Annotated in this window: 12 protein-coding genes and 2 pseudogenes; 3 read left to right on the forward strand and 11 right to left on the reverse strand. The window is 61.3% G+C overall.

The genetic code is table 11. The features are described from left to right. Positions 1-30: 30 nt before the first annotated feature. The 7 genes from N2A98_RS12300 to N2A98_RS12330 form a co-directional block, all read right to left on the reverse strand. Complete coding sequence (locus N2A98_RS12300; RefSeq protein ID WP_275623518.1) at positions 31-1,323, reverse strand: methyl-accepting chemotaxis protein; 1,293 nt, start codon at positions 1,321-1,323, stop codon at positions 31-33. 19 nt (positions 1,324-1,342) lie between these two features. After that, positions 1,343-2,587 carry a GTP-binding protein gene (locus tag N2A98_RS12305; protein WP_044273672.1) on the reverse strand — a complete coding sequence of 415 codons (1,245 nt, stop codon included), beginning with the start codon at positions 2,585-2,587 and terminating at the stop codon, positions 1,343-1,345. Beyond that, positions 2,584-3,240: a nitrile hydratase subunit beta gene (gene nthB, locus N2A98_RS12310; RefSeq protein WP_044273673.1), complete on the reverse strand. Its 657-nt coding sequence runs from the start codon at positions 3,238-3,240 to the stop codon at positions 2,584-2,586. Before nthB ends, N2A98_RS12305 begins: the two co-directional genes overlap by 4 nt. 41 nt (positions 3,241-3,281) lie before the next feature. Next, positions 3,282-3,875, reverse strand: coding sequence for a nitrile hydratase subunit alpha (gene nthA, locus N2A98_RS12315; RefSeq protein WP_044273674.1), 594 nt, complete (start codon positions 3,873-3,875; stop codon positions 3,282-3,284). A 75-nt stretch (positions 3,876-3,950) separates the two neighbouring features. Beyond that, a complete protein-coding gene (locus N2A98_RS12320) occupies positions 3,951-5,465 on the reverse strand; it encodes an amidase (protein ID WP_275623519.1) in 1,515 nt (504 codons plus the stop codon). A gap of 169 nt (positions 5,466-5,634) precedes the next feature. Further along, complete coding sequence (locus N2A98_RS12325) at positions 5,635-6,501, reverse strand: transporter (RefSeq protein WP_275623520.1); 867 nt, start codon at positions 6,499-6,501, stop codon at positions 5,635-5,637. Positions 6,502-6,583: 82 nt separating this feature from the next. Beyond that, positions 6,584-7,642 carry a phenylacetaldoxime dehydratase family protein gene (locus N2A98_RS12330; protein ID WP_078803033.1) on the reverse strand — a complete coding sequence of 353 codons (1,059 nt, stop codon included), beginning with the start codon at positions 7,640-7,642 and terminating at the stop codon, positions 6,584-6,586. Positions 7,643-8,560: 918 nt separating this feature from the next. Between N2A98_RS12330 and N2A98_RS12335 the strand changes: the two genes are divergently transcribed. Continuing rightward, positions 8,561-9,496, forward strand: a complete 936-nt coding sequence (locus N2A98_RS12335; RefSeq protein WP_003191111.1) for a helix-turn-helix domain-containing protein — start codon at positions 8,561-8,563, stop codon at positions 9,494-9,496. Here the strand turns inward: N2A98_RS12335 and N2A98_RS12340 are convergent. Together N2A98_RS12340 and N2A98_RS12345 are read right to left on the reverse strand one after the other, a co-directional pair. Next, positions 9,435-9,673: pseudogene (locus N2A98_RS12340) on the reverse strand (hypothetical protein); the annotation flags it as partial. The gene N2A98_RS12335 and the pseudogene N2A98_RS12340 overlap by 62 nt on opposite strands. Further along, a pseudogene (locus tag N2A98_RS12345) lies at positions 9,672-9,734 on the reverse strand (type II toxin-antitoxin system ParD family antitoxin); the annotation flags it as partial. The pseudogenes N2A98_RS12340 and N2A98_RS12345, both read right to left, overlap by 2 nt. Positions 9,735-9,885: 151 nt before the next feature. On the opposite strand from N2A98_RS12345, the gene N2A98_RS12350 reads away from it, so the two are divergent. Continuing rightward, on the forward strand, positions 9,886-10,869 hold the full coding sequence (locus N2A98_RS12350) for a 5'-nucleotidase (protein ID WP_275623607.1): 984 nt from the start codon (positions 9,886-9,888) through the stop codon (positions 10,867-10,869). Positions 10,870-11,007: 138 nt separating this feature from the next. Continuing rightward, complete coding sequence (locus N2A98_RS12355) at positions 11,008-11,184, forward strand: hypothetical protein (RefSeq protein ID WP_158497495.1); 177 nt, start codon at positions 11,008-11,010, stop codon at positions 11,182-11,184. A 24-nt stretch (positions 11,185-11,208) separates the two neighbouring features. Here N2A98_RS12355 and N2A98_RS12360 read toward each other — a convergent pair whose 3' ends face one another. Continuing rightward, the gene (locus N2A98_RS12360; protein WP_275623521.1) at positions 11,209-12,822 is read right to left on the reverse strand and encodes an ABC transporter ATP-binding protein; all 1,614 of its coding nucleotides are present in this window, start codon (positions 12,820-12,822) and stop codon (positions 11,209-11,211) included. Next, positions 12,819-13,703 (reverse strand): ABC transporter permease, encoded by an 885-nt coding sequence (locus N2A98_RS12365; RefSeq protein WP_044273680.1) that lies wholly within the window; start codon positions 13,701-13,703, stop codon positions 12,819-12,821. Before N2A98_RS12365 ends, N2A98_RS12360 begins: the two co-directional genes overlap by 4 nt. Position 13,704 lies beyond the last annotated feature (1 nt).

Here is a 13,704-nt window from a genome sequence, read left to right on the forward strand (position 1 = left end):
CACGCAGGCTGCGCGGGTGCCTGGATGTCGCTAGTGGTCCATCATCTGGGCCGCTTGCTGGGTCGCGTGGCTGGTCCGCGTGGCCAGCTTACGCACTTCATCGGCAACCACCGCAAACCCGCGACCGGCTTCGCCAGCTCGCGCCGCTTCAATGGCGGCATTCAATGCCAACAGGTTGGTCTGGCTGGCAATGCCCTGGATCGTGGCGACAATCTGCGTCAGCTTGGTGAGGGTTTCCTGCATCACCTGGTGTTGTTGCGCCTGCGCCTCGCGCATCGCACTTTCTTCATGGTGGGCATGGATATCGGTGATGGCACCCACCACCCGTTGCGGCGAGCCGTCCGGCGCGCGGCGGGTTTGCCCCCGGCCGCGAAACCAACGGTAAGTGCCATTGGTGTGTTTGAGTCGATACACCACATCGAATGGGGTCTTGCCGCTGCGGTCGTCCACATGGGCGACGAACGCACCGATGGCCCGTGCGCTATCCTCGGGATGCAAGCGCGAGGTCCAACTTTCCAGGGTGTTGGGGAACTCTTCCACCGTGTTGCAGCCCAGCAGCCGGCGCATCTGCGAAGACCACCAAATAGTATTGTTCGGGTTCGCCGGGTCGCCGGCCGCCACCTCGATATCCCAGAGCCCGTCGTGCAGCATTTCTCGGGAAATGTCGAAACGTGTGGCCGCCAGTTCGAGCGCCTCGTGGTGCAGGTACTGTTCATGAATGTCACGCACGGTTCCCCCCATGGCAAGCGCTGTGCCCTGCGCATCGCGTCGGGCGGCTCCGCTGATCCGGCACCAGCGATAGTCATTGCCGAATGCCGACTTCATCCGCACGTCGAGCGCAAAGGCTGTACGCCCGCTGCGATCGGCAAGGTGCCGGGCGAGCGCCGCCCGATGCGCGGGCTGGTCATCCGGGTGCAGTTGTTCGCTCCAGCCGCCAAATTGGTCAATCGCCTGGGCCAGGTTCGACGCAGACCCCGTCCACGTCATCGCAGCACCCGGTGCGAGGGCGGCGACGCCATCCAGTTCCAGCTCCCAGAACCGTTCACCTGCACCCTGTGTGATCAGGGCCCAGCGCGCCTCCCACTGCCGCACCAGCTGGTCACGGCGGGCCAGGCGCTCTTCCAGTTGGCGGATCTCCAACGTCTGTGCGCGGGCCTGCTCCTTGAGGGTTCGTCGTTCTTGCAGCAGTTGTTCGACGCTTGCCAGGATGCGGCGTAACAACGGGTGGCTTGACGACAGCGGTGTGCCTGGCTGGTCAGGCTGCTCCAGTCGGTCGGCGAGCGGCGCCAATACGCAGCGGGTGGTTCGGCTGAAAAAAAGCATGGGGGCACCTCTACCTCGGTCAAATAGGGTCAGCCTGCACGGACGACAACGGCGCCGATAAGGCCTGGGAGTCAAAGATTGCTGCCCCCGGCAGGGCTCGCCAGGCCGAGGGGCCGGCGGCGATTTCCTGAGCGCTCAGCAGGCAATTGTCGAGTGCGCGCTGCAGCGCTTGGGTGTCCAGGTCCTGGCCGATAAAGACCAGCTCCTGCCGGCAATCGCCGACAATGCTGTCCCACTTGGCCATGATGCTCTGCAACCGATATTCATCCTGCGGCCATTGCGACTGCTCGATGAAGTTCCACCAGTGCCCGACGTAGTCCCACTGGAACTGCCTGCCGCTTTGCACCAGCAGGCCGGTTTCCAAGTGCCTGCTGGCGAGCCAGAAGTAACCTTTGCTGCGCAACAGGCGCCCGTTTTGCCAGGGCTGCTGGAGAAAATCGAGTAATCGCTGTGGGTGAAACGGGGCACGCTCGCGGTACACCCAGGAGGTCACGCCATAGGTGTCCGATTCAGAGGCCGGCGCGTCGTCGGCCTGCATTTTTTTCATCCAGCCGGGCGAGGCCGCAAGGCTGGGCAAATCAAACAGTTGGGTACCGAGGATGGCGGATAACTCCACGTTACCCTGAGCCATCGGGATGATCCGCGCGCTCGGGTTAAGGCCGGCGAGGATCGCGTGCACGGCCTGGTAGCCGGGCTCGTCGATCAGGTCCAGTTTGTTGACGAGAATGACGTTGGCGTATTCCACTTGCTCGATCAGCAGGTCGGTCAGATGGCGCGTGGGTGCGTCGTCGCGGGCCACGATGCCCGGCGATTGGAGCAATGCTTCAAAGCGACTGCCATCGACCACCGTCACCAAGGTGTCGAGCCGCGCCAGTTCGCTGAGGCTGAAGCCCTGCGCGTCGAGGAAGGCGAACGTCTCGGCTACCGGCATCGGCTCGGAGATCCCCGTGGACTCAATCAGCAAGTAGTCGAAACGTTGCTGGCGCGCCAGGGCGCTGATCTGCTCGAGCAAATCGGCGCGCAGCGTGCAGCAGATGCAGCCATTGCTCATCTCGATCAACTCATCGCGACCCCGGTGCAGCGCCACGTCGCGCTGCACCTGCTCGGCATCGATGTTGACCTCACTCATATCATTGACGATGACCGCCACGCGCAGGCCGTCACGATTGCGCAGGATATGGTTGAGCAGGGTAGTTTTGCCGGCGCCGAGGAAGCCGGAAAGCACCGTCACCGGCAGTCGGCCTGTCAGGGCGCCGTCCATCATGCGTTCACCGTGCTATCGGCGTGGTCCAGGTAGCTTTCGAACAGGTCGACCACCACGAAACCCTCATCTGCTGCGTCGCCCCAGAGATCTTTCACGCGAAACTCGACGTGGTAGGTCGGCTGATGCGCCGCGCTCAGATCACCGTGGCCGATAGCGTCAGGGAACGGCCACTTTTGCGCGGTGCGGTGCACAACCACGCCTTCTTTGCCGCGCACGTAGGCCGGCATGCGGGTATGCCCGGCCACATACTCGTCTCGCACCACCACGCGGTCGCCAACCTCAAAGGGCGCGCGGCCGGTGATCGCTGGGCGCCCGTTGGCATGCGCGGGGTTCGCCAGCTTGAAGTGCGACCCCAGGGCCTGATCGAGTTCCGCCTGGGTGATCACACCGGTTTCGACCAGCAGGGTGGCGGTCGCGATGACATAGCGTTCGTAGTATTGGGTGCCGACATGTTGGCGCACATCCAGGCGCTCCACGGCATGGCGCACTTCGTCCACGCTGAACTTTTTCAAGTGATCGGCGCCGACAAACATCAGGCTGTAGGCCAGGTGCTCCCAGTCCTGTTTGAACACGGGTTGGTAGCTCAGGCTGTTGATGGTGTGAGGGACTTTGCCAAAGCCTTGAAACCCGCCGAGATCGTGAAAGCCATCCATTGTGAATACCTCTGAAAAATGCAAAAAACAAAGGGCACCGGTTACGCCACGTAAGGCAGCGCCACGCCGATAAGGACATCCTTGGTGATCAGTTTTCGCAGGGCCTCTTCATCCATCGATTCGCTGCCCTTGGGCCGTACAGGCAGCACCAGATAGCGGGTTTCGGCGCTGGTGTCCCAGACCTTGACGATGACGTCGGCCGGCAGCTCGGTGCCCAGCTCCCGCAGTACGGTGCGCCCTTCGCGCACCAGTCGGGCGCGGAACTCGAAGCCCTTGTACCACTCCGGCGGCAAGCCCAGGACAGGCCAGTTGGTGCAGGAGCACAGGCTGCACACAATCACGTTTTTCACGCTGGGCGTGTCTGGCAGCGCAACAATGTATTCACCCTGCGGGCCGGTATAGCCAAATTGGGCGCACGCCGCGGTGCCGTCTTTGAGCAGCAGTTCGCGAAACTGCGGGTCTACCCAGGCCTTGGCCACCACCCGAGCCCCGTTCTCCGGGCTCCATTGGTGCGCCATCAGCTGTGTCATGTGTTCGATGTAACCGTCGGGAATCAGATCCTTCTGCTTGAGCACCTGCAGTAGCGCTTGCGCGCGTTCGCCCGGTGTTGATGTGGTTGCTTCGTGTGCGCTCATAAGTTGACTCCTCATCGTTGAGCTTCTGGGCAGCGCCTGGCGGCTTGTTCTTTTTGCGCTGCGCGGGATTACCGGCTAACAGTTTTTCCAGTCAACCGACGCCTCGAACGCTGCGGCTGCCTGGTAAATCGTGCCTTCGGCATAGTGCTTGCCGACCAGCATCAGTCCGATAGGTAGACCGTCTACCAGACCACAGGGAATCGACATGGCCGGATGCCCGGTGATGTCCTGGGCAGAGGCATTGCCGATCATTTCCAGTGCACGGGCCACGTACTCGGTAACCGAGCAACCCGGCCGCGGGTGGGGCTGGGCGATGATCGGCACGGTGGGCATCACCAGCAGGTCATACCGCGCCAACGCGGCGTCATACCCGGCACGTGCCACGCGCCTGAGGTTTTGTGCCTTGGCGTAGAAACGTCCGTTGTAGCGTTCCAGACCGTACTGCCCGACGAACATGCACAGCTTGAGAGAGGCGGACAGGTCATTGGCTTGATCGCGCCATCCGGCTTGCTGGTCCAGCAACCCGAGGTCATACAGCCCTTGCCAGTTAAAACCGGCCCCATTGCCGTGCATCATCTGCATCATCAAGCCTTCACAGCCGATGGGGTGCCACAGCGAACCGGCAATGCTGTGCTCAGGCACCGACACCTCCTCGACCTGCGCGCCCAGCCGCGAAAACGCTGCAATGGCTTGACGTACGCACGCGGCCACACGTGGGTCCTGGTTGGCCAGTTCAAAACCTTCGCGCAGGATGCCGATCCTCAGTCCGCTGACACCGCGCTCCAGGTAATCGCTGTAAGCGTCGACCTGTGGCGCGGCTTGTCGCGGATCGAGCCCATCGGCGCCGGCCATCACTTCCAGCATCAAGGCGTTGTCACGCACGTTTGCGGTAATGGGGCCGGCGTGATCGATAGTCGCTTCGATGGCCATGATGCCGGTGTAGGGCACCAGGCCGTGGGTCGGCTTCATGCCGTAAGTGCCGCAGAAGGCGGAAGGAATGCGGATTGACCCGCCCTGGTCACCGCCGACGGCCAGGTCGACCTCGCCGGCGGCAACCAGTGCTGCGCTGCCGGAAGACGAGCCACCCGAGGCAAACCCCTGGCGATAGGGGTTGTGCACCGGTGCAGGATCGGAGGTGTGGCTGCCGCCGGACAGGCAGTAGTGTTCACACGTTGCCTTGCCCAGAATGGTCGCGCCGGCATCCAGCAAACGCGTGACAACCGTGGCATCGAAGGCGGGGACGAAGCCCTCAAGCGGCTTGGCACCATTCATCATGGGCACGCCAGCCAGTGAAATATTGTCCTTGAGGGCGACCGTTTTACCGGCCAGCTTGCCTTCGCGTGCACCGTTGACTTCGGTGCGGAAGTACCAGGCGTTGAGCGGGTTGTGTGCGGCCGAGGGGCGATAGCCCGAGCTGCGTTCATAACGCACCGGCGGGATGAAGTCTGGCAGCTCGTCAACCAGGTCATAGGCATCGAAGCTTGCCTGCATAAGCGCCAGGTATTCATCGGCTTGCTGCGCATCGAGCTGCATGTGCAGGCTGCTCGAAATAGCCAATAGCTGTTCAAGGGTGGGGCGAGCGATTGCCATGGTTGGCTGTCCTTATCGTAAATGGCCTAAGAGCACTGCATGCTCACTATCAGCGGGCCTGGGGCTCAAGATAGTCCGCGCATCCAGCCGGTGGCTTGGTTGAGAAAGACATCGACTTGGCTGAGCGGGACACCCTGGCGCCAGGGGCGCGCGTTCGCAGTTTCTGGCGTTAAAAAATGTGCGCGTAACGCAGGTTCATGCGGAAGTCTTCGCGGGTGCCGTTGTCCACCGAGAGGTCTTTGCCCAATTGCAGTTGCACCTGGTCGGTGGGGGTGACGAACTTGGTGGCGGTGAGACGCACGTTGGTGGTGCCCAACTCGTTGTCCTGATTGACATGCTCGATGTTTGTCTCGCCTCCCCAGGTACGCCCAAAGCCAATAGCAAAGGTGGTGGTGGCTTCCGGCATGTAGCGGCCCATGATCTGCGCGGCGTAGGACACGTCCTGCTTCAGGCGGTCGGCATTTGCACCGTAATCGGTGTTGTCGCCATACCAGGTCGCTCCGCCGACCAGGTCCATCGCCCATTTCTCTGTGAAGTGCTTGACGTAGGCACTCTGCAGTTCGAATTTCCAGCGATTCTCCCCGAGGTTGAGCGCATCGTTCTTGTCATACGTGCCCGAAGGCACATACACATAGGGGGCGATACTGAGGGTGTCGCGGGCTTCGTTGAACCGCCATTTCACCGGCGCGGTGAGGATCAAGTCGCCTACGCCGCGAGTACTGCCCAGTGCCGAGGCGTCACCTGCGCCGGAGACGTGGCCGAAAGGCAAAAGAAATTGCGGGTCGATGGTGACCGTGTCGCTGAGTGCATACACATGGAGCAGACGCAGGATGCCGACGTCGGAGGTCACCCTGAAGTCAGAGCTGGCCTTGTGGCCGTTGGCGTAAGCCGAGTCCGTAGTGGCGTGCTGGTAATAAATCGCCCCGATAGTGGCGCCGACCGGATATTGCTCGTAGTCGCCAGGCGCGACTTCACCCGCGTTCGCGTGGAGGGCGGGCAACAGGGTGGAGAGGGTCAGCAGGCGGATCTTATTCATCGTTTATTCCTCGCACAGGGGACCGGGCCACCCGTGAAGGGTGGCAAGGCGGTAGAAGCTGGGGGTTAAACGCCGAGGGCGCTCAGGCTGTGGGCGGCAGGGCGTCGCGCAACATCCCGGTTTGCGCGTGACAGTTGATGTACTCGAAGACCTGGCTCTTGGCGTCGGACACGGACACCTCGTGGTACAGCCTCAACTTCTTCAAGCCCGCGGCCACGCGAAAGAACGTCACGAAAATACGCAGGTGGGTCGGGTGGGATTCGGCCCAGCGCTCGAGTTTCTCCACTGAGCGCCAGTGACCGATGTTGTAGCTCAGGTCGAGAACGTTGCCGTCCAGGTCGATATTGCGCACGAACCTGTTGCTGTAGCAGCCCAGCGGCTGGCCGTTGTCACGCAGGAAGTCCATGCCATCCTGCAACGTCGGTAAAATTTCATCGAGGTAGAGCGAGCGTTCCTCTGCCTCGGCATCCGCCCAGTCCTGGCCGGAACGTATCAGTGTGAGGTTGTCGTGCCCCAGCACCACCACGCGTCCGCCCTTGGCGGGGTCGCCCGCGACCACTTGCAGCTCGCTCGTGGGCTTCATCCAGTCGGTCTGGGAGATGGGGAAACGGTCGCGCATCGAGCCCCAGTAGCCGTGCTCTTCGATCTCGCCACTGGTGGCATCCATCACTGCGCCGACCCCGGGCAGGTTCTCCTGGAAGGCGTACAGCGTCTCGAACTGCTCGGCGCGCGGCGCGGTGATTTCGCGGAAGTAACCCAGGCCTTCACCCAGGCGATCCGGCGAACTCCACCAGTCATTCACCTGGGATGAACGCAACCAGCGGCAATGGGCGGCAGGGTCTTTCCAGTACCCGACCACAATCAGATTATCAAAGCCGCTGCTGTCGGTGTGCTGAGTCAAATCGTAGTTCTGCGGGCCGTCGGCCTGGCTGAAACTGCCGACGATGTGACGCATCGCCTGCAATGCAGCCTTGCGCTGGGCATCGCCTTGATACTGCACGCCCAGATAAGCCATCACCACTTGTTGCAGCTGCTCGTCAGCGCGCGCCACCCACATCGGGAACGGCGGTTGATACTCCTCGGGCACGCGGCGGGACAGGGTGCGTGGGCATTTGAGATGTGTGTCGATTGCAGATTCCATCTTGAGCTCCTCGTTATTTTGGTTCAGGCCTACGGGTGGGCGTCAGCGCGTCGGCGGCAGGGTGCGCTTGGCGACCTGCCGTCGGTGCAGCAGCTGCATGGTTCCCCATTCAATCAACCAATAAGCCGACTCTTCAGGTGCGAGATCGCGCCGTTGCAGAAGCCAGGAAGAATCAGCCAATCGGGGTGAAGAGTGTCGATGCATGGCGTACCTCATCAGCGGGGTATGAGCTGCTGTGAGGTGGAAATTAGGCCGGCAGAGGAGGGCGCGCTTTGTTCGGTGAGACAACCGCTTGGTTGGCAAAGACAGGCCGGCTACGGAGGTTTACCGGTGGTCTGCGTTGGTGCGCGCGGGGTGATTATGTGATGTGCTGTGCCCTTAAACGGGCCACGACTGCGGTGCGACGCGGTCAAACTTGTGGGAGCGGGCTTGCTCGCGAAGGCGGCCTGGCAGCCAACACAGTTGGATTGTGTACATATCCATTGCTGCGGTAATGGCTACTTAGGGTTCCGCCCTGACGGCGGCTCACTTTTGAAAAGCCGGAATGCCGGCCCAGGCAAAAGTAAGCAAAACGCTCTTGCCCCACCACTCGGCACCTCGCTTAGGCTCGGTGTGCCCGTAATCCGCCAGTGATTTGGGGGGCCGCCGCCACGCGCCATCCATGGCGCGGGGCGGCTAAACCGGCATCCCTGCCGGTTTACCCCCCAAATCCCTGTCGAATTACGGCCAGCGTGGTTTAACGGGGCGCTTGAGATCAAAAGCAGATCAAGATCAAGAGCGGCTCGCTTCGCATCGTAGTTACCGTTGCTACAGCCGGCCTGCCACTGCATTTGGCGTGTTAATTGCTTCGATGGCTGACAATCGGCCGCTCGTTACAACTTCTCGCGCGCCTATTGCATCGTTGTCGAGGTCAGCGTCATGAACCCGAACACTCAGTATTCGACCCTTGCCGTCCCTGCAACACGTCGGTTTGATTATTGGAAAGAAGTGGTCTGTCGCCATTGCCTGGCGGCCGATAGCAAACCCTTGTCCCAGAGCCGTTTTGATGGCTCGCTCACCCTCAATACAGTCGGCGCGCTGGACATTTGTACGCTGTCTTCACCGCTGCATTACTGGGAGCGTTCCGAACAGCACCTGCGCAGCGGCCCGGCTGAAGATTTATGGTTGGGTTTCGCTCGAAAGGGCCATGGGCAAATCGAACAAGGCTCAAGAAAAGCCAACCTGGCCACGGGAAATTTGTTTCTTTATGACGCAACCCAGGCGTTTCGCTTCAGCCTGGGTGGTACCGAAAACCACTTGATCCGTATTCCCAGAGCGTTGCTCACCGAGCGCCTGCCGCGTATTGCAGAATACACCGCGATGGTCCTCGACGACCGGCGTCCTGGTGTAGTGCCCTTGCGCGAAATGCTGCACCAGGCCGCGAGCACGCCTGCGTCGCTGCAGGATGAGCGCATCTCCAATCGTTACTCAAGTGCTGTGCTTGATCTGCTTGTGATCAGCCTGGAACTCCAGGACCTGAAAACCAGCCATCAGGAAATGGACCTCTACGGCCGCATCATGCAGTACATCCAACGCCACCTGACCGAGCCGGACCTGTCGATTGAAGCCATCGCCAAAGCCCACAACGTGTCCACCCGCACCGTTACGCGGGCCTTCGCCCGCTACCAAAAAACCCCCGTTGCAGAGATCTGGAAAGAGCGCCTGAATGCCAGCCGAGAAGCGATCGAGCGGGGCCAGGTGCGCTCGGTGTCTGAGGCGGCGCTGGACTTCGGATTTTCTGACTTCTCGCATTTCAGCCATGCGTTTCGCAAGGCGTTTGGCGTGGCACCGAATACGCTTTTGCGCCGCGATTGAAATTGGCGGGGTAGTGCAACTGCGCTTCCATGGCGTCATGAAGGAGTCTGACGACCTCGATCACGTCGTCGTTAGCCCCACGATAGAACACGATATGGCGTGGGTTTTTGACCGTTCCTTGGTTTGTTTGGCCTGCTGGCGTGAATAGACGAGGTGATCGCTGCGAAGGCCCGGTGCGCAGTGCCTCAATTTTGGCGGTGTCTTCGGCGACGCGCTGCTCCACTAAACGTAAACCTTCTGCATCCACCCGTAATAAAGCAACCTGCAGATTGATTTGAAGATTGATATACCTGACTGTGCGTGGGAGAAGACGCGATGTGTGCTTGAAATCGATCGGCATGTTCAATGCCTATCCATATTTGCGTTTAGAGGCATCCAGAGAGGTTTCAATGCCCTACGAGTTAGAGAATCGCCTGGTGATCGGCGTCGCTTCCAGCGCTGTGTTTGATTTGCTGGCATCGGACGCAGTGTTTCAGAGTCAGGGGGAGGAGGAATACCGCAAGTTTCAGCAAAAAAATCTTCACGTCCCGCTTCCTAAGGGGATAGCGTTCCCCTTCATCAAGCGCTTGCTGTCAGTGAATGACCTGAGCGTCGATCCTACGGATCCGCTCGTTGAGGTCATACTGCTTTCGCGCAACGATCCTGATACTGGGCTGCGCGTGCTGAAGACTATCGAGCACTACGGCCTTGGGATGACACGGGCGATTTTCATGCAGGGAAAATCCCCTTATGAATACATACCTGCTCTGAATATCGCTTTATTTTTGTCGGGTGACAAAAAAGACGTGGAAGCGGCTATCAGGGCCGGGTACCCGGCTGGCCAGGTGCTCGATTCAAAATTCGAAGACGACGAAACGGATAAAACCCTACGCATCGCGTTCGACTTTGACGGCGTCCTTGCCGGTGATGAGTCCGAAACAATCATGCAGGCCTCTGGATTGTCTGAGTTCCATGCGCATGAAGTGAAGAACGTTATGCAGCCCCATAACCCGGGGCCGCTGAAGGAGTTCATGGTGCGGATATCCAAAATCCAGTCGGTCGAGGAGCAACATAAAAAGCTCAATCCTGACTACGAAAACCGCATACGTGTCTCAATCGTCACAGCCCGCAATGCGCCGTCTCATGAGCGTGCAATGAATACACTCAAAAGTTGGGGTGTCATGGCTAACGACGCATTCTTTCTAGGTGGCATCGAGAAAGGCAGGATTTTAGGTGTATTGAAACCGCACATCTTCTTTGATGATCAATCTGGGCACCTACAATCGACTAGCGCAGTTGCGCCATCTGTGCACATTCCTTTCGGCATTACCAACCATGGTGCGACAGTGGTTGCGCTGGATTCTGAAGCGGATCAGGTCCGGCAGGAGGTGTAACACGCAGGCTTGAGCGCGCAGTGTTACAGGCGTTCGTATCGGTTCTGTGCTGCGAAGAATCCTCGCCACTCACGTTATCAGTCGGAACGATATAAGCGATAAGCGCGGAGCCAGCGTTCACCGCTGACTGAAGACCAAATGAAACGTTATCGGCAAATCTGGCTGACGGGTTTTCTCAAGCTGCAAACTCGGCGACTGGCTGTCCGGGAAGTGTTCTACGCGGTCAATGCCACGGGCGAAACGAAGAACGTGCGGCTGTCCTATTGCTTCACATCAGACCGCGTATGCCCAGGAGAAGGGCATCACGGCGCGTGACTGCACTGCCGAGTAAAGCGCCGCTCAGGCGGCGCTCGCGATAGCGTGTTGGCCAGGGATGGCGCCAATCAGCTCACGGGTGTAATCGCTGGTCGGGCGGCTGAAGATGCGCTCCACCGAACCCTGTTCGACCACCCGGCCATTGCGCAACACCAGCACCTCATGGGCGAAGTTGGCGACCACCGACAAGTCGTGGGACACCAGCACGTAGGCGATGCCCATGTCCCGTTGCAGCTCTTGCAGCAGTTCAAGGATGTGCGCCTGCACGGACACGTCGAGGGCGCTGACCGGTTCATCCAGTAGCAATAGATCCGGTTTCAGCGCCAGGGCGCGGGCGATGGCGACCCGTTGGCACTGGCCGCCGGAAAGCTCGCGCGGCAGGCGATCGAGGAAACTCACCGGCAAATGCACGCGACTGATCAGCTCGCGCGCGGCCTGTTCCAGGGCAGGGCCCTTGAGCAAGCCGAACGACACCAGCGGTTCGACGATGCTGTCGAACACTGTGAAGCGTGGGTCCAGCGCCGCAAACGGGTTTTGTTGCACCAGTTGCAGGCGCTGGCGCAGCGGGCGGAAGTCGCGCCAGCTGAGGTCGGTGACGTCCTGTTGCTCGAACCACACCCGCCCGCGGCTGGGTTTTTCCAGGCCGAGGGCGATGCGCAGCGCGGTGCTTTTGCCTGAGCCGGACTCGCCGACAATCGCCAGGGTCTGCCCGGGGTAGACCTGCAGGCTGAGGTCCTCCAGCGCGACAAAGGTCGCGTCTTCGCCCTTGACCTTGGGCAGCGCGAACGTCTTGCCAACGTTTTGCAACTGCAGGATCGGCGGCTGCGTCGGAGCCGGCCGGGCCAGCGGCTGGCGGCGCGTGGCGAACGCTGGCGCGGCGGCGATCAAGGCGCGGGTGTAGTCGTGCTGCGGCGCGCCGAGAATCTGCCGTGGTGCCCCTTGCTCCACCACTTCTCCCTGTTGCATCACCAGAACGCGGTCGGCGCGATCCAGCGCCACGCCAAGGTCATGGGTGATGATCAGCAACGAAATTGCGCGCTCACTGACCAGCCGTTGTAGGTGGTCGAGGATCTTGCGCTGCACGGTGACGTCGAGGGCACTGGTCGGTTCGTCGGCGATGATCAAGCGTGGGTTGCCAGCCAGGGCGATGGCGATCAGCACGCGCTGGCGCATGCCCCCGGAGAGTTCATGCGGGTACTGGCGCGCGCGCAGTACCGGCTTGGCGATACCGACCTGCTGCAGTAGCTCGACGATATCCGCATCGACGCCGGGGTAGCGCTTGCCCTTGGCCAGGATCAGCGCCTCGGCAATCTGCTGGCCAATGCGCAGGGTCGGGTTGAGGCTGACCATCGGGTCCTGGGGCACCAGGCCGATGGTGCGCCCGCGCAGGCCGCGTCTCTGGCGTTCGCTGGCGTGGGTGAGGTTGTTGCCGTCCACCCACAGCTCGCCGGCGCTGATGGTTGCGCTGCCGGGCAACAGGCCGAGAATCGCGTTGGCCAGGGTGGATTTACCCGAGCCGGACTCGCCGACAATCGCCAGCGTCTCGCCTTGGGCGATGGTCAGTGACAGCTGGTTTACCGCCAAGTTGCCGTGCCGGTAGCTGACACTCAGTTGGCGAACATCAACTAAAGCATTCATCGCTGAACCTCCTCGAACGTGCGGGCAATGTGGTTGAGGCTGAACACCACCGCGACCAGGAACAGGCCGGGCAGCAACGACACCCAGGGGGCGGTGATCAGAAAGTGCCGACCGTTGGCGATCAACGTGCCCCATTCGGCGGCCGGAGGCGCGGCGCCAAAACCGAGAAAACTCAGGCCGGCGGTGGCGAGGATGGCTGCGCCGAAATCCAGGGTCGCCAGTACCGCCACGGGGCCCCATGCGTTGGGCAGGATGTGCCGCAGCAAGGTGCGGCCCCAGCTGGCGCCGCCCAGGCGTGCGGCTTCCACGTACGGCAGGGTCTTGACGCGCAGCACTTCAGCGCGGGTGGTGCGGGCGAATCCGGGGATAATCCCGACGCCCACGGCGATAGCCACCGGCACCGTGCCGAAGCCGATGGCGGTGACAATCGCCAGAGCCAGCAGCAAGCCGGGCAAGGCGAGCAACACGTCGACAATCCGCATGATTACCGCGTCGATACGCCCACCGGCAAAACCGGACAGAATGCCCAGCCCGAGCCCGCCCAACAACGCGATCCCCACCGCCAGAAAGGCCGCCAGCACCGACAGGCTGGAGCCGTAGACCATCCGGGTGTACAGGTCGCGGCCCAGCTCGTCGGTGCCGAACCAGTGGGTCAGGTTCGGCGCCGTGAGCTTGACCGCAGGTGCGGTGGCATAAGGGTCGAAGCTGGTCAACCACTGCGGCGCCACGGCGGCCAGCAATGAAAACAACACAATCAACACTGCCAGGCTGAAGCCCGGTCGCCGCAGCAAGGGCATGACCGCCGCCGTGGCACGTTGTCGGCGGGTGCGGCGTTGCCAGAGTGGGGGCGTAAGGCCGAGGTTTTGCTCAAGGAACGTCATG

The organism is Pseudomonas sp. FJ2-5-13, assembly GCF_029201605.1.
In the GTDB taxonomy this organism is placed as follows: domain Bacteria; phylum Pseudomonadota; class Gammaproteobacteria; order Pseudomonadales; family Pseudomonadaceae; genus Aquipseudomonas; species Aquipseudomonas lactis.